We start from the raw sequence: 18,254 nt of genomic DNA on the forward strand, positions 1-18,254 counted from the left end.
TTGATCGCGGTATCTAAAAATTAACTTATCGAGATACCACGGTCAAGCCGTGGTATGACAAAAATTATCCTCTACAACTTCTCTTCAATCAACTTCATAGTTTCATTTATACCATAAAGCTTTATGAAAGTGCCAAGTCTTGGACCGTCGCTCTGCCCGAGTAGTATCTGATATAAATCTTTGAAATAATCACGCAAATTTTCATATCCTGCTTTCATTCCGATGTCATAAATTCCTTTTTGGATACTTTCCGATTCTATTTGCTCAGGCAAGCTTTTTAGCATGTCTAAAATATCTTGCAAAATAGCTTTATGCTTTTCAGACGGAGCTAAATATGATTTATGTGCTTTAACAAAATCATTATAATATCTTATAGCAAATTCTGCTAAATGGTCAAGATAAGGACTATTATCTGGTGTAGCTTTTGGTTCATATCTGCTAATAAAACCCCAAAGTACCGATTTATCGGACGGATTACACACAGAAGTTAGATTTAATAACAGGGAGTAAGTAATACCAAAAGTCTCAATTTTTGGTACATTTCCATGATGAATATGATAAACGGGATTTGCAAAACGCTTTGATCTATCTTCTTCTAAATGATATTTCTGATTAAAGGTAATATATTCATCAACATTTTTAGGAATTACATCGAAAAATAACCTTTTAGCTCTAGTAGGGTTTTGATACATGAATAAAGCCATACTTTCAACAGGAGCATATTTAAGCCAATCATCAACACTAATACTATTACCTTTTGACTTCGATATTTTCTCACCATTTTCGTCTAAAAATAACTCATAACATAGCTGCACTGGCGGCTTTCCACCTAAAATTCGACAAATCTCAGAGTAAAGTCTACCATTTGCTAAGTGATCTTTGCCGTACATTTCATAATCAACTTTCAGAGCTGCCCAACGCATACCGAAATCCGGCTTCCATTGTAATTTACAATGACCTTTTGTCACCGGCACTTCTATTATCTCACCGTTTTCATCTTTATAAGTTATTGTACCAAGTTTTGCATCCCATTTATGTATAGGTACTTGCAACACTTTACCAGTTTTCGGACAAATAGGCATAAAAGGTGAATAGGTAGCTTTCCGCCCTTCTCTAAAAGTTGGCAGCATCAGCTCCATTATCTCGTCATATTTTTCAAGCACTTTTATCAGCATTTCATCAAACATTCCGGCTTTATACATTTCCGTACTGCTGTAAAATTCATACTTAAAGCCAAATTTATCAAGGAATGAGCGAAGCTTTGCATTCATATAATCCCCGTAGCTCTCACATTCACCGAAAGGATCAGGGATAGAGGTTAGTGGCATATCCATATACTGCCTTACCATTTCAGGATTTGGGATATTACTTGGCACTTTACGTAAGCCATCCATATCATCAGAAAAGCATATTAGTTTAGTCGGAATGTCAGATAATTGCTCAAACGCTTTCTGCACCATTACCATACGGGCATTTTCACCAAAAGTCCCAATATGTGGCAATCCTGATGGACCATAGCCGGTTTCAAACAATACATAACCTTTTTCAGGTGGCTTACCATTTAAGCTATCTAGTATTTTTTTAGCTTCTTCAAAAGGCCAAGCTTTTGATTTGATTGCATCTTCCCAAATTTCTGACATTTATTTTTCTTACACTTGTAATTAATTATCAGTGACAATATACTATATTTAGCTAATTGTAAAATATCACTTGAAGTTTTTGTAATTTTAAACGATAAAATAACATCATTGCGTAGTCTCTTACTTCATGAGATTGCTTCGTCGCTACGCTCCTTGCAATGACGTTTTATAAAATAAAAATATGCCATTTAATACCATTATAAACTACATAAGAAAAGACAGCTATAAAATGCTGCATATAGGCTTAATTGCAATTTCTATAACAGCTCTTGCTACTGCTTATTTTGCTGAGTATATAATACATTACACCCCCTGCCCTTTATGTGTTTATGAAAGATTTCCTTATTTAACATTAATAAAAATTTGCCTAACTGCTTTAATTATCAGGCAATTAAGCAAATATACTTTAATATTTATTTTCTTAACAATTTTTAGCTCCTGTATATTATCAACCTATCATAGTATGGTAGAGCGAGGCATAGTTCAACCAAGCAGCCTTTGTTCGTCCATGATTCGCTTCCCAAAAGGCTTATCTGTCGAGCATATTAGACAGATGCTTTATTCACAGCCAATAACTTCCTGCACCAAACCAGCAATTAAAATCCTTGGTATTTCTATGACCGAGTATAATCTACTCTTAAACCTTGGTCTTTTAATTGGATTACTAATAGTTTGGCTTTATCCTAAAGAATCTTCATTATAAACTTTTATCTCTAATATCTTTTTCAATTCTCTCATAGAAAAAGCCGGTGGTTTTAGGTAGTCTTGTACTACCTTACCATTATCTAAAACTATAAGTCTTTTTCCGTAATTTACAGCATCTTCTAAATTATGTGTGATCATTACGGCAGTTATTTTATGCTCATCTATAATCTCTGCCGTTTTTTTTCATTACCTCATGCGAAGCTTTAGGGTCAAGGCTTGCAGTATGTTCATCTAGAAATAATATTTTAGGCGGATGAGAAATAGCTAGTGCCAATAATATGAGTTGTTTCTCCCCACCAGAAAAATTACTAAGCGGCTGTGTCAAGCGTGATAAAAATCTTTTAGATAAGCCGGTGAGTTCTAACACTTCCACATCTGTTTTACGCTCATTTGCTGGAAAGCGGCTTTCCCATAAAGTAATATTTTCTTCTAATGTTAACTCCGGAAATAATCTATCTTCTGCTTTTTGGGTTATAGTTAGCAACATATTAGCTTTTTGGGATTGCGGTAATTTATCAATTCGCACTTGATCTAAAAACACTCGCCCGCTAGTCGGTTTCAAATAACCGGCTAAAATCTTGATTAAAGTAGATTTACCGCTGCCGTTAGTTCCAAGCACTACAACAAACTCTTCTTCAACAATATTTAAAGTAGTTTCCGACATTATCGGCTCATTACGCTCTTTTACCTTAAATTGGATTTTTTCTGCATATAAATAAGGTTTCATGCCGCCTCCCGCTTCATAGAACTTAGGGAAATAAACAATACAACCCCCAAAATAAGCTTAAGATTTATGGGATCAATACCGATACGGAGTAAAATACTTAAAGTTATGAAGTAAAATAATATACCTATAAAACAGGAAAATATTTCTTTAACAGTATTAAAGCTATTTTTACGAATTAGTCAAAACTTACGCTATGTTTGGTTCTAAATATCGTAAAGATGGAGAACGAAGCTGTTGTTGCATATAGTCATCTAAAAGCCCTAACTTTATTTGGTAGACCGTTTTACCTATTTTATTTGCAGTTCTTTTGAGAAAAGCCCAAACTAGAAATGCACAACTAATGTGATTACGTTGGATACGCTGTTTTCTGCATTGGCAACGTTCTATACCAGTCAGTTGCTTAATTTCTCTATGCATGCTCTCAATTACCCATCGCAAGCCAAACTCATCTTGTGCAGCTTTAGAAGATTTTTGAGTTTTGTTATTGGTAACAACATAATCAACTCTGTTGGTAGAAACAGTAAATGTTAAACAAATTAACATGCTTTGTTTCTTTTTCAATTTTATCCATTGCGTTTATTTGATTTCGTACATATTCACGAATTACCTCATCATTAACGTTACCTACAGTTTCTACAAAAAAACTTTGCGTCCAAAGTTTACCACCCCAAAAATATTTACGCTTTATTTTTGGATAAAGCTTGAAAAAATTTCTTGCAGATATGCTTTTTATTATTTGCATAATATACGACGGAGAAACTTTTGGCTCAGATTTTACTACCATATGAATATGATCAGTAGGTATCTCTAACTCCACTATTTCTATATTATAATCGTAACCAATCTTCTTTATTATTAACCTTAAGCTTTCTCTATAAGGTTCAATAAACACTTTATGACGATATTTTGGTATCCACACAAAGTGATACATTATTCTAAAAACATGATGACTATTACGCCTCAATTCCATTCTACTAAATTATAATATGCCAACGCTTATATTATAACGCTATCCATCTAGGGAGCAAGCTCCCTAGATTTTCGCTATGCGGTTAAATTTACTGTTTCTACCAACAGAGTTGATTATGTTGTTACCAATAACAAAACTCAAAAATCTTCTAAAGCTGCACAAGATGAGTTTGGCTTGCGATGGGTAATTGAGAGCATGCATAGAAAAATTAAGCAACTGACTGGTATAGAACGTTACCAATGCAGAAAACAGCGTATCCAACGTAATCACATTAGTTGTGCATTTCTAGTTTGGGCTTTTCTCAAAAGAACTGCAAATAAAATAGGTAAAACGGTCTACCAAATAAAGTTAGGGCTTTTAGATGACTATATGCAACAACAGCTTCGTTCTCCATCTTTACGATATTTAGAACCAAACATAGCGTAAGTTTTGCAGATTTAAAGAACTGTATGAAACTGGTGGTGAAGAAGCGTTGTATGAGATTAGCCGGAAGAAGCCAATAATAGCGAATAGAGTTGATCCAGCGATAGAGAAGGCAGTAATGGATATGGCAATAGAATATCCAGCATATGGACAGATTCGAGTATCAAATGAGCTTAAGAAGAGCGGTATACTTGTATCACCTGGAGGAGTGAGATCAATTTGGTTACGTAATGATTTAAACAATATCAATAAAAGGCTTAAAGCATTAGAAGCAAGGATGGCTCAGGATGGTATTGTACTTACTGAATCTCAGTTACAAGTACTAGAGAAACGACGTAGCGAAAAAGAAGCCCATGGCGAGATTGAGACACAGCATTCAGGTTATCTAGGATGCCAAGATACATATTATGTAGGAAATTTTAAGGGTATAGGTAAGGTTTATTCTCAGGTATTTATTGATAGCTATAGCAGAGTAGCTGATGCTAAACTATATACTGATAAAACAGCTTTAACTGCTGCTGATATGCTTAATGACCGCGTGTTACCATGGTATGAAACTCAAGGCATACCAATACTTCGTATTCTGACAGATCGCGGGTCAGAATATAAGGGAAATATAGAGCATCATGCTTTTGAATTATTTCTAAGTATCGAAGGTATAGAACATACTATTACTAAAGCATATTCTCCTCAAACAAATGGTATGTGTGAACGTTTTAATAAAACTATGAAACAAGAATTCTTTGATACAGCTATGCGGAAAAAGATCTACACTGATCTTGATGATTTACAATTAGATCTTGATATTTGGTTAGAGCATTTCAATAATGAGCGACCACATTCAGGAAAATATTGTTATGGTAAAACGCCTATGCAAACTTTTAAGGATAGTAAGAAATTAGCTATTGAAAAGAACAATGAAATCTTATATCTTGAATACTTATCTGACAGTCATAATTTATCAGATATTCAGATATAATTTTTATAGTGTCTGTAAGATCAAATCTTGACTTCTACAAATAATCAAGGCAAAAGCAAAATATCCTAGTATTATCAAATTTTTTGCAGATAGTGGTTATGCTGGAGCATTACAAATTTGGTGTTTTTTAACTGTAAGAGCATTACTGACAATTTCTCGTAAAATTGTTGATCAAGTGGGGTTTAAAGTGATTCCCAAGCGTTGGATAGTTGAACGTACTTTTGGCTGGCTCAATAATTTTCGTCGTATGAGTAAAGACTATGAGCATAACTATAAAACTTCTGAACATATTATTTATATCAATATGATTACACTTATGCTTAAAAAATTGACTAAACCTTAATTTCAAGACAGGCTCTGAGATTATATCTAATTTCATTAATAATTTTTCTTCATCTATTTCATTAAATTTTTTTGCCATCTTTATTGTTTCTTGATGGTTTGTTAAATTAGCATTTCTGACCAAATATTTTTTGATATTTTTACATTCTGCTACTTCTAACGGATCCCATGCTAAATTAAGAAAAATAAGAGTAGTATTTGTTTTTAAAACTTTCTTAATCTTGCTTGCTCCTATTTTATCTATATCGTTATTCCCAAGGTCAAGACCAATAAGAGTTTTATTAAGCTTAAGCAGTTTCGCAAGCTCTATAGCTCCGTTTGTATTTATTTTATTACCGAATAAGTCAAGTTGGATAATATTAGTATCATTTGCTAATAATTCAGAGATTTCTTTAACATCTTTATTTGTTAGGTTTTTCTCAGCAAGATTAAGAATATCACTTCCGTTTTTTAAATTTATTGCTTCTTCTATAAAATCTTTTTCTTCTAAAAACTTTATTAAATTATCCATATATTTTGAGTTATATTATTATATTTACATGCTTCTTTATCTATTTAAACCTTAGATTGTATCAATCAAATTCATATTCTTAAGGCTATTATAGCTATTTATATTGTATTTGCAATGATATTAATATAATTTTCTCTACTTTTGGTTTACAGTTGAATAGAGTATCAAAAATTATAAATTATCTTATAAATAGTGAGATAAAACAGGAAACTAAAAAAGACTTACAAATAAAGAATTTAGGGGGAAATTTACAAGTTAAAAGTGGAGATCTTCTATGTATTTATAACACGTGGTACCCGCGACCGGACTTGAACCGGCAAGAGCTTACGCTCCACGGATTTTAAGTCCGTTATGTCTACCATTCCATCACGCGGGCAATATAAATATAGCTACTATATTTTGCTAAGTGGACAGATTAATGAAAAAAAGAAAAAAAAGCAAGAACTTTTATTTATTAATTACATAATAATAAAAGTCCAATGTAGGTAAATCAAATTTTACTATAATATATTAACTAAAATAGTGACAAAATAGTAATAATATGATCTAATTAACCTTAGAAAGTAATACTTTCTTTTGCATGTTATTGACAAATGCCGCAAGGTAAGCTAGTTTTGCATAGTGAATTTTTTATTAATCTTAATATTAAATGTAAGTCTGATCTTTAATTTTTTATTAAGCATAATTTAAATTCCAATAAGCAATTTCTATCTAAAAAGGTTTTTATGACTACAAATATAGTAGGTAAAGTTAAATGGTTTAATCTGACGAAAAATTTTGGATTTATTGAACAGGAAAATGGCGGCAAGGATGTGTTTGTACACAGATCTGCCGTAGACGCAGCAGGTCTTGCAGGTCTTAATGAAGGACAAGATGTAGTTTTTGATCTTGAAGACAAGAATGGTAAAATTTCTGCAGTTAACCTCAGAATTAAATAAATATATTTGTACCAAAAACAGCTATCCAAAGTTTTTAAATTTTGGATAGCCTCGTCACCTTTTACAACAAAATATTAGATATTTTGTTTTGTCTTATAATAACCTTATACATGTCTTAAGCATTGGAATGGTTTAATGCTTAAAAGTAAAAAAATATCATAATTATGGTATTATTAACAAATAATTTTAAAGCTAATTAAAATTTTTATTTGCTGTAAATTATAAGATTTTTTTGAAATAGATTCGCTATTACTTCGAATCAATTAAAGCTATTTTGTTGATGATGCTATAGATAATTTAATGGCTGCTATTAGTATATTTTTGTAATACAAAGATACTAAAGTCATTATTTTTTGCTGTGAGTTATTTTTATACAATCAATAATGTGCATATTTTAACTTAAACTTTATTGGATTATATAATGAAAAATTTTAATTTACCTGAAGAATTAACTACTACGCTTGAAGCGATGAAGATAACAGAGCCGACCGAAATACAAAAACAATCGATTCCGGTTGCTATTGCAGGTTCTGATATACTTGCTTCTAGCCAAACTGGTTCAGGCAAGACTTTAGCTTACTTGTTACCGGTGATTAATGCATTTATTAAAGATAAAACTACTACTTTAATATTAGTGCCGACAAGAGAGCTTGCAACACAAATCTGTTCTACCTTAAACAAAGTAACTACATCTTTTAAAATAAATAATGCAGTTTTGATAGGTGGTGAACCTATGCCTAAACAATTTATGCAATTAAAGAAAAATCCTAAAGTAATTATAGGAACTCCAGGACGTATTATTGATCATTTAAATCGTGGAAGCCTAAAAATTGATCGTATAGGTATAACTGTACTTGACGAAATGGATAGAATGCTAGATATGGGTATGAAAGAGCAGTTAGAAGAAATCAATAAATTCTTGCCGGAAAAAAGACAAGTTTTAATGTTTTCTGCTACCATGCCCAAACATATTGTCTCTCTTTCACAAAAATATTTAAATAATCCTGTACGTATTACAGTAGGTGCTACTAATAAAGCAGCAGCAGAAATAAAACAGGAGTCAGTACATATTACAGATAAAGAAAAATTTACTGAATTAAATAAGCAGCTTGGTGATAGAGAAGGATCAGTAATCATTTTTGTAAAAACAAAACGTTCTGCTGATCAGTTAGCTAAAATGTTAAGATATGAAAATCATAAAGCAGAAGCTATACATGGTGATTTAAGTCAGCGTCAACGTGATAGAGTAATTTTATCATTCCGTAAGTCAAATCATAGAATAATGGTAGCAACTGATGTGGCTGCTCGTGGTCTTGATATTCCGCACACTCAGCACGTAATTAATTATGATTTACCGATGTGTCCGGAAGATTACCTGCATAGAATAGGTAGAACTGGTAGAGCTGGTGCTAAAGGTAATGCATTGTCATTTATTTCACCTGATGATGTGGTTAGATGGCGTGCTATTGATCGTTTAATAAATCAAGGAGAATCTACTCCTAGAGAGAGCTTTAGAAGTAACAAAAATAATCATAAAAGATCATTTGGTAATAATAGAAGAGGCGATAACTCTAATAAAAGATTCGGTTCTGGCAATAAGAGAAGTTCTGAGAGTAATAGTAATAATTACGGTCAAAGAAGAAGTAAAGTGTAATAGTTGAGATTTTATCTTACATTTAGTAAAATAAATTAATTATTAAATGGAGATAAGAAATGAACTTAAATCAAAAAATAATAAAGCCAAAATTAGGATTACTAGAACTCGCTAAGAGTCTTGGTAGCATATCATCAGCATGTAAAGCGATGGGCTATAGCAGAGATAGTTATTACAGATTTAAAGAACTGTATGAAACTGGTGGTGAAGAAGCGTTGTATGAGATTAGCCGGAAGAAGCCAATAATAGCGAATAGAGTTGATCCAGCGATAGAGAAGGCAGTAATGGATATGGCAATAGAATATCCAGCATATGGACAGATTCGAGTATCAAATGAGCTTAAGAAGAGCGGTATACTTGTATCACCTGGAGGAGTGAGATCAATTTGGTTACGTAATGATTTAAACAATATCAATAAAAGGCTTAAAGCATTAGAAGCAAGGATGGCTCAGGATGGTATTGTACTTACTGAATCTCAGTTACAAGTACTAGAGAAACGACGTAGCGAAAAAGAAGCCCATGGCGAGATTGAGACACAGCATTCAGGTTATCTAGGATGCCAAGATACATATTATGTAGGAAATTTTAAGGGTATAGGTAAGGTTTATTCTCAGGTATTTATTGATAGCTATAGCAGAGTAGCTGATGCTAAACTATATACTGATAAAACAGCTTTAACTGCTGCTGATATGCTTAATGACCGCGTGTTACCATGGTATGAAACTCAAGGCATACCAATACTTCGTATTCTGACAGATCGCGGGTCAGAATATAAGGGAAATATAGAGCATCATGCTTTTGAATTATTTCTAAGTATCGAAGGTATAGAACATACTATTACTAAAGCATATTCTCCTCAAACAAATGGTATGTGTGAACGTTTTAATAAAACTATGAAACAAGAATTCTTTGATACAGCTATGCGGAAAAAGATCTACACTGATCTTGATGATTTACAATTAGATCTTGATATTTGGTTAGAGCATTTCAATAATGAGCGACCACATTCAGGAAAATATTGTTATGGTAAAACGCCTATGCAAACTTTTAAGGATAGTAAGAAATTAGCTATTGAAAAGAACAATGAAATCTTATATCTTGAATACTCATCTGACAGTCATAATTTATCAGATATTCAGATATAATTTTTATAGTGCCTGTAAGATCAAATCTTGACTTCTACAAGTAAAGTATCTTAAGAGAAAAGTCTGTCATCCCGCAACTTATTTGCGGGATCTTAGGATGCAGACCTCTGTAATCAAAGAAAGAGCATGACGCTTTCAATCAACTTAATAACACATATTATAAGAGGATAAATTCATAATTTCTAATTTTTCACGATTACAAAATATATATAGTATTTTATTTATATTATTTATTTCTCTTCCTGGTGGTTTAATTTATCTACTTACCGGTTCGACGCTTTCTTTTTGGCTTCGAGAATCTGGTTTTGATAAAATTACCATCGGTCTTTTTAGTCTGGTTAATTTCATTCACATATTTAAATTTTTATGGGGCACATTACTTGAAAAAATAAGCTTTATACCCTCATCTAGTCGTGGATATAAATATTGTTTAATCTTTTCACTGCTTAGCTGTATTTGTTGCGTATATATTCTAACTGGCTTTAATCCCACTACTAATTTTATATCATTCTCTTTGTGTTTGATAATTCTAGCATTTTTTTCCTCTATTTATGATATGCTTTTGCAATCTTCCCAAATGCTACTTATTACTAATGAAAATTGGGGAATAAGTGAGGCAGCTTGCACTAGTGGATTTAGGATCGGTATACTTATATCAGGTTCTGGTGCATTATATTTATCAACTATTATATCTTGGCAAGAAGTTTATCGCACTATGGCGATTTTATGTGTGCCGTCATTATTACTAATTATTTTCTATCCGCTAAAATTTAAAGAAAAAATAGCTGTTAATAATTTTGATAGATTTTGGCACGCTTTTTATGATTTTATCAAAAAGCCTAAATGGTTAATAATTGTTGGCTTTATGCTTCTATATCGCTTGCAGGATAATTTTCTTTCGGTTATGCCAAATATGTTCTATCTTGATATCGGATATGCAAAAAAAGATTTAGCTCTTGGATATAAGGCTTTTGGTATGTGTGCTACTATAGCTGGAGGATTTATAGGCGGTTTTCTATGCCGAAAATATGAATATGCTTATATTTTTAAAAGAGTATTGGTTTATCATGCCTTATCTAGTATAACTTTTTTATTGCTCTATTCTTACAGTCAAACTATTACAACTCTTTATATAGCAGTCTTTTTTCAGGAATTTACCAAAGGGCTAACTATGTCGCCATTTTTTTCTTACCAATTAAGATGTTGTAGCTCTAAATATTGCATAACGCAGATCGCCTTGATTACGTCTATTGCTTATATTAGTACTGTATTGTTTGGAAGTATTTCCGGTTACGCCGCTACTTACTTAGGCTGGGGATACTTTTTTGCTATTGCAAGTTTCTGTTTTATACCAGCATATATTCTAATCAGATATTTACCTAGAGTATAACTTTGATACTTCAAGATTTGGTAAGCCAAATTTCGAGATTCGCCTTTGCTCACGCACTATTTATACGCCTAGCTTAGCTCACCGCTTATTGACTTACCAACTTTTGAAGTATCTTCAGTATATAGATTTTTTTATCAATGTGTGCTTTTGCGGCTTTTTGAAGTAATGTAATCAGGGCTGGATCATCAATTTCTTGATGTTTTTCAAAATTATCTTCAATATCTTGTTCGTAAAAATCTAATTTAATGTTCATATATTTAATACTTAAAATTTATTGCTCACATATTATATTGTAAAAATAGCCTTAGTAAGTTATAATAACAAGCAAATTTATTAAAGTAATTTTACTATGTTTATTCAAACTGAAGATACCCCAAATCCTGATGCAATAAAGTTTTTTCCTGGGCAAGAAATAAGCAGCAGTCAGCCTGTATTTTTTAGCGAGCTTGCCGAAGTAAAAGGCAGAAGTAAACTTGCAGAATCGTTATTTAATATTAATAATGTAAAATCAATATTTTTCGGTAGTGATTTTATAACTGTTACTAAAGAAGCTGAAAGTGATTGGCAAGTGATAAAGCCAGAAATTTTAATGGTTATTATGGATCATTTCGTTGCGGGCTTTCCAGTATTTGAAGAAAGTGCTAAAGTAGATGCTGTAATTCTTGAGGGGCTTTCAGAAATAGAAAAGCAAATTATCGAAATTATTGAGACAAGAGTGCGTCCCTCTGTTGCACAAGATGGAGGTGATATAATTTATAAAGGTTTTGAAAATGGTGTAGTAAAGCTAGCATTACGTGGTGCATGTCTTGGTTGCCCAAGCTCTACTATTACCTTAAAAAACGGTATTGAATCGATGCTGAAACATTTCGTACCAGAGGTTATAGAAGTTGAAGCTGTTGAAGAGGAATAAATTTCTTTTCTTTGAGGAATCGTATTTACACGATTCTTTAAAGAGGCTTTAATATAATGAATATTCAAGGTGGAAAGCGGTTCCCATCTTGAATATAAATTTAGTTTTATCTATTCTTCTTTCGCGTCATTAATTATATCATCTTGATTCCAAATAACATACTGTAACTTAACATCTTTTGGAGCATAAACTACAATAGGTAATTTGCTATTATATCGTATAAATGCTTTATCACCCAAATATACATTTACAGGCTGCATAGTTGCTTTTACGTTCGGGCATGCCATCATTGTACTCATGGCATGATTGCCAGCTGTGATTAAGTAATAATTATACCCCCATCCACTTAAAGTTTTTTCCTCTAGCTTACCGCCAAACCAGACATGATTACAATCTTTCATTGCCTCTTTTGTAGCTTGTAATTTTACTTTTAAATTTTCTTCATTAGGCTTATTAGGTAAGTAAATTACATAACATTTTTGATCGTTGAGAGGTTCAGGGTAGGGTGCAATATCCTTTAACGATTTATTAGTATCAGCTAATAAATTAGTGCTAAGAAAGCATAGTATAAAAAATGATATAATCTTATTTGTCATAATTGTTAACTCAGTAATATAGTTAATTTAGTTGGATTCAGTATAATCAAAAGTATGTTGATAAACTTCATTAATAGGAAGCCCTATTGCATTAATATCAAATTTAAGCGACGGTTCAACTCTACTACTTGCATTATGAATTCTAAAATTAATACTAAAACCACGATTAAACACGATAGTTTTAGAATAAATTCCTCCGTTCTTGGTATTTATAGCATAAATATGGTTAGGATAATTAGTCTTTTTGGTGTTAAGAGTATTATTAAAATTATATGCTTGAATAATAACTCTATTTGAACCGGAGCATATTACTTTATAAAAATCATATTTCCCTACTAAATACGATACTAGTGTCATTGTCAAATAAAAAGGGACCAGTAAATTGCACGAAAAAGGGACCACTATATGTAAAAATTTTTATGTCAAATGACCTCCAAATTTATAGTTATTAATACGATAACTTTTACCTGTGATGTTTAGTATATGTGCATGATGTACTACTCGATCAATAATTGCATGAGTTAATAACTCATCAGCAAATATTTCATTCCATCTTTCAAAATCCTTGTTTGTGGTAATAATGGTAGATTTATTTTCATATCGTTTAGCAATAATATTAAAAAAATCATCTACTGAATGTTTTGGTAATTGCTTAAAACCTAACTCATCAAGAATTAATAAGTCAAATGATAAGAGTAATTTAACTTTTTTGTGATAGCTATTATCTGCTCTTGCAATATGTAAATTATAAAGCATATCCGATACCGTAGTAAAATATACAGAGTATTCTCGTGTTAAAGCTTTTAATGCTAATCCAATAGCAAGATGAGTTTTGCCAGTTCCAGAATTACCTATGAATATGACATTGCCCTTAGTATTAATATAATCACAAGTAGATAAATCACTTATTACTTTGGCATCAATACTTGGTTGGAACTGAAAATCAAAGTCTTCTAAATTTTTAGTGACTGGTAATTTAGCAGCACTTTTACGACGACGGTAATTATTATCCTTACGGTGAGATTTTTCATCTTCACATAATAGTGAGAGAAATTCTTTAAATCCTAGTTTATTATTTTGAGCATAAATAATCCTTTCATTTAAGCTATTGACTATACCTGATAATCTAAAACTACGTAGGTCATTAAGCAAGTTCTGCATTCTGACCTCCAAACTCTGGCAATGGTAAGTTTACTGCATTACTATTTAAGATATTTTTAATTTTAGAGTAAGAACTTATACCGTAATGTAATGCTCTATGACAAGCTTTATCTATTAACTCATCATTGTAAACCTTACGTAAAGAAATCAGGAGTTTCGCACTTAGGAAAATTGCATATCAGTTAGAAGCCATCTAATGTTATTCTGAATTGATGTTTTTATAACTTCCCAAGTTTGTTGATATAAAGTAATTTTTTCATTTATCCTCCTTTTGTTCATATCAAGCCATGCCAATACAGCAAGGCAAATATGATTTCTTTGAGCTCGACCCGTGCGTGCCTGACAGCTTTCAATACCACAAGTTTGTTTTAATTCTCGATGATAAACTTCTATAGACCAACGTGCCTTAACAATTTTCTCTATTTGCTCACGTGTAGGGTTTTCTAAATTAGTTGTTATGTAATCAATGCGACCATTTTTTGCCACAAACTTAAATACCGTTACCCAACCGTATCCACGTAGATGAATTTTTAGCCCTTCATCGGGAATCTCCAAAGTGTCCAAGCTAACATTACGATTAACTTTTCTATTTCTTCTTAGGTTAGTAACCCATATCCAACCTAAATTACGTATATGTTTTAAATTATCCAAACCACTATACCAAGCATCCATGACTATGGCATCAGGATTGATACCTCTTTCTTTAGCTAAAGTAAGCATATCACAAAAATGCTCGTTCTTTGTTTTGCCATCAGTTTCTTTATCATATATTCTATAATCTACAGGAGTAGATTGATCAATTTGAGTATTGTAATGCAGTAAGTTTACCATTCCTATACCAGGTATAACATCATGTACAGCCCCAGAATATTGATACTTTACAAGCTCGATCCTCTTACTGTATTGCTTTGACAATAAGGTGTCATCTCCTACTAATAAACAAGGCTCCTCTAGATCAAGATATTTTGACACTTTGCTATAGATTTCGCTAGGGCGAAAATCTTTACTCTTTAACCATCGACTTGCACTATCGTGCGATAGATCTACTGGGCTTACTTCAGATAATGCTTTGCCAGTATATCTTACACTACTTGCTTGTAAAAACGATTGATATAAATCTTTGCTACATTTTGATCTTGTCATTTTTATCTAAAACTATTTTTCTCTAGATTACCATATTCTTTGCTAAGAGCCTATCTTGAAAGACGAATATGCTCATTAAATAGTACTGCAACATATTACTTTAGCACTGTTTGATGTATCAAAAAATTTACAATTTTTAGCAAAATTACTGCTTTTTTATACAAATTGTAAACTGCTTGCTATGAATTAGTGTATTGTTTTTGTTCTCAATACACTTTCAAGACAGGCTCTAAGTGCGAAACTCCTGGAAATAATACCTCTAGCACAACGTTGCCAATCATTTACTCGTGTTTGTTGTAATAACTCTAATAATAAACTGCAATTATTTCCTATCTGCTGCATTTGTTGTTGATAATGTTCACTATATTCTATAAAACCTGGGCATAGACGTTTATATTTGGCATAATGAGACGGATTAGTGGTAAATATTCCTTTGCCATCTGTTCTAACGTGCCTTGCTATTAAATCATTTTGGATAGAAAATATTTGAACAAGTTTTGGTGATAATTGTACCAGTACCTCACTGTATATATATTTTGCCGGTACGGAATAATAATTATTATCTATGGTGATATGACAATCTTTTGCTACTTTTCGATTATGCCACGATGACAAATCAAACGTTTCTAATGGTAAAGGCATTAAATTATTACTTTCTTCTTGCTCAAATAGTTCCTGAGGAATTTTTTTAGTAGTACCATGTATTCGGTTATTTGCTTTATTTAACCAGTTAGCAAGATCATGTGTTAATTCTTCATATCTATGAAATTTACGTCCAGCAAAAAAATTATTTTTGACATACTTTATTCCTGATTCTACTTTGCCTTTTTCTTGAGGTTGATATACACGACAAGGAGAAAGTAAAATTCCATAATGATCAGCTAAACGTTTGTATTCCTTCTGATATACGGGCTCATAGAAATTGCTATCTACCACTCCAGCTTTAAGATTATCAAGTTTTATTACTTTTGGACTGCCAGCAAAATAATTAAATGCATTGATATGACATTGTATCCATGTTTGACAACTTTGATCAAACACTACTTCATAATAATCAAGGCGACTATAACTTAAACGCATATTAAATACATATGCTTTAACTCTACGCCCCTTAGAATTATACTGTAAGCCTATGTCACCAAAATCTACTTGTGCTTCCTCTCCTGCTAAAGTATGAAAACGAATGCAACTGTTATTTTGTATCTTATATTTTTTGATATAACGGGTTAGCGAACCATAACTTTTTGTATAACCTTGAATTTTTAACTCTTCAAAAATTCTTATGTAACTTAGATTCTTTTCTAATAACTCAATTATTTGTTCGTGCCAAGAATCCAGTGCTGAAGATCGTTCATAGGGTGCAGGAGATTCTGTACCAGACTCTACATAACGGTTTACTATTTTTCTTACTGTTTTACGGTCTATTCTCGTTAGTTTGGCAATATTTCTTTGACTATTGCCTTGCTTATAAAGGGTGATAATTGTTGTGTACATATTTATTCTTATCATTGTATCACTAGATATTTATTTTAATTAATTATCTAGTGAATATTGCACATTATAACCTTATTAGGTTACACCAAATTCTCTGGTCCCTTTTTCGTGCAATTTACTGGTCCCTTTTACTTTAGCAATGACATTATCTACTCCTATTTCCAAAAATCTAATTTCATAACGAGCTTCTATGTCCTCACAAATTTTACATAAATAATCGTCTAGTTCCTCTTTGAATATTACTCTTCTATACTTTGCCGGTGTTACTAAATGATATATTAGTACTGTGACATTATCACTTTTATGTATATAACTGCTTTCTTCCATGCATCTAGTATATCACGAAGCAGACCTTCGGGGAATTAAACCCTAAGAGATTAAAATTCTCTTCTCTTGAGGAAATTAATACATTTGAAGAAAATCAAACCTCTTTAGGTGGTGAAACGGATATAGTTGAATCTGAGTTTTTTGATAGTTAGTTTAAATCTGCTTTTTCATCCTAATAACCATATGTCATTCCTGCACGAGGCTTGCCCCGTGTGGATAAAAAAACGTGATTGATGTCATACCGTGGCTTGGGAACTAGATCCAGAAAATAATAAAAAATACTAATTTTATTAGTATTTTTAACTGGATCCCGTGAATAAATCACGGGATGACAGGGGAAAATGATCCACGCAGGGCAAGCCTTAAGCGGGAATGACATACTATTTGCTTCTAGTTCGGTAGGATGAAGCCTTATTATTTGTAGAAGTCAAGATTTGATCTTACAGGCACTATAAAAATTATATCTGAATATCTGATAAATTATGACTGTCAGATGAGTATTCAAGATATAAGATTTCATTGTTCTTTTCAATAGCTAATTTCTTACTATCCTTAAAAGTTTGCATAGGCGTTTTACCATAACAATATTTTCCTGAATGTGGTCGCTCATTATTGAAATGCTCTAACCAAATATCAAGATCTAATTGTAAATCATCAAGATCAGTGTAGATCTTTTTCCGCATAGCTGTATCAAAGAATTCTTGTTTCATAGTTTTATTAAAACGTTCACACATACCATTTGTTTGAGGAGAATATGCTTTAGTAATAGTATGTTCTATACCTTCGATACTTAGAAATAATTCAAAAGCATGATGCTCTATATTTCCCTTATATTCTGACCCACAATCTGTCAGAATACGAAGTATTGGTATGCCTTGAGTTTCATACCATGGTAACACGCGGTCATTAAGCATATCAGCAGCAGTTAAAGCTGTTTTATCAGTATATAGTTTAGCATCAGCTACTCTGCTATAGCTATCAATAAATACCTGAGAATAAACCTTACCTATACCCTTAAAATTTCCTACATAATATGTATCTTGGCATCCTACAAAACTTACGCTATGTTTGGTTCTAAATATCGTAAAGATGGAGAACGAAGCTGTTGTTGCATATAGTCATCTAAAAGCCCTAACTTTATTTACGCGAGTTTCGTATTCATAAAGTCGCTGTATAGCTGATAAATACTGGGTTACGGT

Annotated in this window: 15 protein-coding genes, 1 tRNA gene and 7 pseudogenes; 9 read left to right on the forward strand and 14 right to left on the reverse strand. The window is 32.1% G+C overall.

The annotated features are described in order from the left end of the window. Positions 1-71: 71 nt before the first annotated feature. A complete protein-coding gene (locus tag ACOAL3_RS08115; RefSeq protein WP_419234793.1) occupies positions 72-1,640 on the reverse strand; it encodes a lysine--tRNA ligase in 1,569 nt (522 codons plus the stop codon). Between the two features lie 181 nt (positions 1,641-1,821). Here ACOAL3_RS08115 and ACOAL3_RS08120 point away from each other — a divergent pair, with 181 nt between their 5' ends. Beyond that, the gene (locus tag ACOAL3_RS08120) at positions 1,822-2,343 is read left to right on the forward strand and encodes a disulfide bond formation protein B (protein WP_419234794.1); all 522 of its coding nucleotides are present in this window, start codon (positions 1,822-1,824) and stop codon (positions 2,341-2,343) included. Here ACOAL3_RS08120 and ACOAL3_RS08125 read toward each other — a convergent pair. From ACOAL3_RS08125 to tnpA, 4 genes and pseudogenes are all read right to left on the reverse strand, one after another. After that, positions 2,319-3,072: pseudogene (locus tag ACOAL3_RS08125) on the reverse strand (ATP-binding cassette domain-containing protein). The gene ACOAL3_RS08120 and the pseudogene ACOAL3_RS08125 sit on opposite strands and share 25 nt — an antisense overlap. Then, positions 3,069-3,251: pseudogene (locus tag ACOAL3_RS08130) on the reverse strand (ABC transporter permease); the annotation flags it as partial. The pseudogenes ACOAL3_RS08125 and ACOAL3_RS08130, both read right to left, overlap by 4 nt. Positions 3,252-3,258: 7 nt before the next feature. After that, positions 3,259-3,594, reverse strand: a pseudogene (locus ACOAL3_RS10945) (transposase); the annotation flags it as partial. Continuing rightward, entirely contained in the window at positions 3,572-4,042 is a 471-nt protein-coding gene (gene tnpA, locus ACOAL3_RS08140) for an IS200/IS605 family transposase (protein ID WP_473198134.1), read from the reverse strand. The gene tnpA and the pseudogene ACOAL3_RS10945, both read right to left, overlap by 23 nt. Before the next feature lie 84 nt (positions 4,043-4,126). Here tnpA and ACOAL3_RS08145 point away from each other — a divergent pair. The 3 genes and pseudogenes from ACOAL3_RS08145 to ACOAL3_RS08155 all read left to right on the forward strand — a co-directional run. After that, positions 4,127-4,468: pseudogene (locus tag ACOAL3_RS08145) on the forward strand (IS701 family transposase); the annotation flags it as partial. Between the two features lies 1 nt (position 4,469). Further along, a pseudogene (locus tag ACOAL3_RS08150) lies at positions 4,470-5,444 on the forward strand (IS481 family transposase); the annotation flags it as partial. 115 nt (positions 5,445-5,559) lie between these two features. Next, the gene (locus ACOAL3_RS08155; protein WP_419235628.1) at positions 5,560-5,787 is read left to right on the forward strand and encodes a transposase; all 228 of its coding nucleotides are present in this window, start codon (positions 5,560-5,562) and stop codon (positions 5,785-5,787) included. An 800-nt stretch (positions 5,788-6,587) separates the two neighbouring features. Here the strand turns inward: ACOAL3_RS08155 and ACOAL3_RS08160 are convergent. Beyond that, positions 6,588-6,673 (reverse strand) — tRNA-Leu (locus ACOAL3_RS08160). Positions 6,674-7,022: 349 nt separating this feature from the next. On the opposite strand from ACOAL3_RS08160, the gene ACOAL3_RS08165 reads away from it, so the two are divergent. The 4 genes from ACOAL3_RS08165 to ACOAL3_RS08180 all read left to right on the forward strand — a co-directional run bounded on the left by ACOAL3_RS08165 (position 7,023) and on the right by ACOAL3_RS08180 (position 11,424). Continuing rightward, on the forward strand, positions 7,023-7,235 hold the full coding sequence (locus ACOAL3_RS08165; RefSeq protein ID WP_419234797.1) for a cold-shock protein: 213 nt from the start codon (positions 7,023-7,025) through the stop codon (positions 7,233-7,235). Positions 7,236-7,656: 421 nt separating this feature from the next. Then, positions 7,657-8,889: a DEAD/DEAH box helicase gene (locus ACOAL3_RS08170; RefSeq protein WP_419234798.1), complete on the forward strand. Its 1,233-nt coding sequence runs from the start codon at positions 7,657-7,659 to the stop codon at positions 8,887-8,889. 59 nt (positions 8,890-8,948) lie between these two features. After that, positions 8,949-10,034 carry an IS481 family transposase gene (locus tag ACOAL3_RS08175; protein WP_419234799.1) on the forward strand — a complete coding sequence of 362 codons (1,086 nt, stop codon included), beginning with the start codon at positions 8,949-8,951 and terminating at the stop codon, positions 10,032-10,034. A 175-nt stretch (positions 10,035-10,209) separates the two neighbouring features. Continuing rightward, on the forward strand, positions 10,210-11,424 hold the full coding sequence (locus ACOAL3_RS08180; RefSeq protein WP_419235629.1) for an MFS transporter: 1,215 nt from the start codon (positions 10,210-10,212) through the stop codon (positions 11,422-11,424). Between the two features lie 85 nt (positions 11,425-11,509). On the opposite strand, the gene ACOAL3_RS08185 is transcribed toward ACOAL3_RS08180, so the two are convergent. Next, positions 11,510-11,677, reverse strand: coding sequence for a hypothetical protein (locus ACOAL3_RS08185; protein WP_419235674.1), 168 nt, complete (start codon positions 11,675-11,677; stop codon positions 11,510-11,512). Between the two features lie 96 nt (positions 11,678-11,773). Here ACOAL3_RS08185 and ACOAL3_RS08190 point away from each other — a divergent pair, with 96 nt between their 5' ends. Beyond that, positions 11,774-12,334 (forward strand): NifU family protein, encoded by a 561-nt coding sequence (locus ACOAL3_RS08190; protein ID WP_395476555.1) that lies wholly within the window; start codon positions 11,774-11,776, stop codon positions 12,332-12,334. Between the two features lie 110 nt (positions 12,335-12,444). Here the strand turns inward: ACOAL3_RS08190 and eco are convergent, their stop codons facing one another. The 7 genes and pseudogenes from eco to ACOAL3_RS08225 all read right to left on the reverse strand — a co-directional run. Beyond that, the gene (gene eco / locus ACOAL3_RS08195; RefSeq protein ID WP_419234800.1) at positions 12,445-12,930 is read right to left on the reverse strand and encodes a serine protease inhibitor ecotin; all 486 of its coding nucleotides are present in this window, start codon (positions 12,928-12,930) and stop codon (positions 12,445-12,447) included. Between the two features lie 27 nt (positions 12,931-12,957). Beyond that, positions 12,958-13,287 carry a HaeIII family restriction endonuclease gene (locus ACOAL3_RS08200; protein WP_419234801.1) on the reverse strand — a complete coding sequence of 110 codons (330 nt, stop codon included), beginning with the start codon at positions 13,285-13,287 and terminating at the stop codon, positions 12,958-12,960. A 60-nt stretch (positions 13,288-13,347) separates the two neighbouring features. Then, positions 13,348-14,091 carry an IS21-like element helper ATPase IstB gene (gene istB, locus ACOAL3_RS08205; RefSeq protein ID WP_419234522.1) on the reverse strand — a complete coding sequence of 248 codons (744 nt, stop codon included), beginning with the start codon at positions 14,089-14,091 and terminating at the stop codon, positions 13,348-13,350. Between the two features lie 162 nt (positions 14,092-14,253). Then, entirely contained in the window at positions 14,254-15,234 is a 981-nt protein-coding gene (locus tag ACOAL3_RS08210) for an IS701 family transposase (RefSeq protein ID WP_419234551.1), read from the reverse strand. Positions 15,235-15,420: 186 nt separating this feature from the next. Then, positions 15,421-16,728, reverse strand: coding sequence for an IS21 family transposase (istA, locus tag ACOAL3_RS08215; protein WP_419234802.1), 1,308 nt, complete (start codon positions 16,726-16,728; stop codon positions 15,421-15,423). 147 nt (positions 16,729-16,875) lie between these two features. Beyond that, positions 16,876-17,055: pseudogene (locus tag ACOAL3_RS08220) on the reverse strand (transposase); the annotation flags it as partial. Positions 17,056-17,513: 458 nt separating this feature from the next. Beyond that, positions 17,514-18,107: pseudogene (locus ACOAL3_RS08225) on the reverse strand (integrase core domain-containing protein); the annotation flags it as partial. Positions 18,108-18,254: the final 147 nt, after the last annotated feature.

Source organism: Rickettsia endosymbiont of Nabis limbatus (assembly GCF_965196655.1).
Taxonomy (GTDB): Bacteria; Pseudomonadota; Alphaproteobacteria; order Rickettsiales; family Rickettsiaceae; genus Rickettsia.